1 protein-coding gene is annotated in these 1353 nt (G+C 65.3%); it reads left to right on the top strand.

What is annotated here, in order from left to right; translation table 11 throughout:
• Nucleotides 1–497 precede the first annotated feature (497 nt).
• Nucleotides 498–1353, top strand: an 856-nt coding sequence (locus EOD07_RS34485; RefSeq protein ID WP_164772843.1) for a 2OG-Fe(II) oxygenase family protein, incomplete at its 3' end; no start/stop codon positions are given.

Genomic DNA, 1353 nt, shown 5'->3' with positions numbered 1-1353 from the left:
CCCTGGCGAAGGCCTGCCAGTCGATGTCGTTTTTGCCTGAGATGGACATGAACGCCCTCGCCTAACGTTGCTTCGCAGCGAAACGAACACGTGCCAATGGGCGTCCGCGAAAATCACGGTTGGTCTGGAAAATCCGGCTTTCGTCGAGCATCTCGCTTCTCCGCTGGTCGCGCTGCGACCTGTCGAATTGCGGCTCGTTCCCTCGAAAGCCCTGTGCCATGGGGCGGCGCGACTGTCGTTCAGGCCGGGGCATCTGTCAACCGCCTGCCGGCGCTTGACAAAGCCGCCTCCCTGTTGGACGTTTCCTCCTACCATGGCACCGGGTTCGAGCCGCTTTCTCCGACCGGCAAGGCGTCGGAACGAAACGGACCCGCGATGCCAGCAAATCCGGAAATCCTTACCGACAGTAAGCGAGGCCCTCGCGTGACGGCGTGCGCCTCTGCGTCGGCGAATTCGATTGCGGCACGCCGGTTCCCAAGCATCGCAAGGATCGCAAGATGAGTGAGACCATCCCCGCCATCGACATCGCGCCGCTGTTCGGGCCGCCCTCGCCCGCCCGCGACGAGGCCGACCGCCAGATCTTCGCCGCCGCCTGCGGCATCGGCTTCATGACCGCTCGCGGCTTTCCCGGCGCCGAGCTTCTGACGCGTGAGCGGCGCGGCGAGCTCCTGAAGATCTTCGAGCTGCCGGATGCGGAAAAGCAGAAGCTGCTGCGCTGGAATTTCGATCCGTCGAAATCCAACTACTATCGCGGCTGGTTCCCGCTGCAGCCGACCGCGGTGTCCTACAAGGAAGGCATCGACATGGGGCCGGACGTCGCCCATGCCGACGCCGAGTTCGCGGCCGACGACCCGCTGCTGGAGCGCACGCCGCTGCCGGCCGAAAGCGACGTTCCAGGATGGAAGGCGGCGGCAGCGCATTACTACCGCTCGATGGAAAAGGTCGGCGCGGCGCTGATGGCCTCGATAGCGCGCAGCCTTGGGCTCGAGGACGACATTTTCGACGGCCATTTCCAGGGCGGCATCTCGACGCTCAGGCTGATCCGCTATCCGCTGCGTACCGAGGACGGCGCGGTCGACCTGTCGAAGCCTGAATTTTCGGTCATGCACAAGGGCGAACGGCGGCTGGTCATCGGCCGCGAGCACGCCGATTCCGGCTTCGTGACGCTGTTGGCGCAGGATGGCGTCGAAGGCCTGCAGGCCAAGAACCATGCCGGTGAGTGGATCGACGTGCCGCCCGCAGACGGCACGCTGGCGGTGAATTTCGGGCAGTTGCTGGAACGCTGGACAGGCGGCGTGGTGCAGGCGACACGCCACCGGGTGATCGCGCCGAAGACGGCGCGCTATTCCATCC

This window comes from Mesorhizobium sp. M2C.T.Ca.TU.002.02.1.1 (assembly GCF_003997225.1).
Note: the sequence above shows the minus strand (reverse complement) of the source record. Positions and strands in the feature narration are given on the sequence as shown.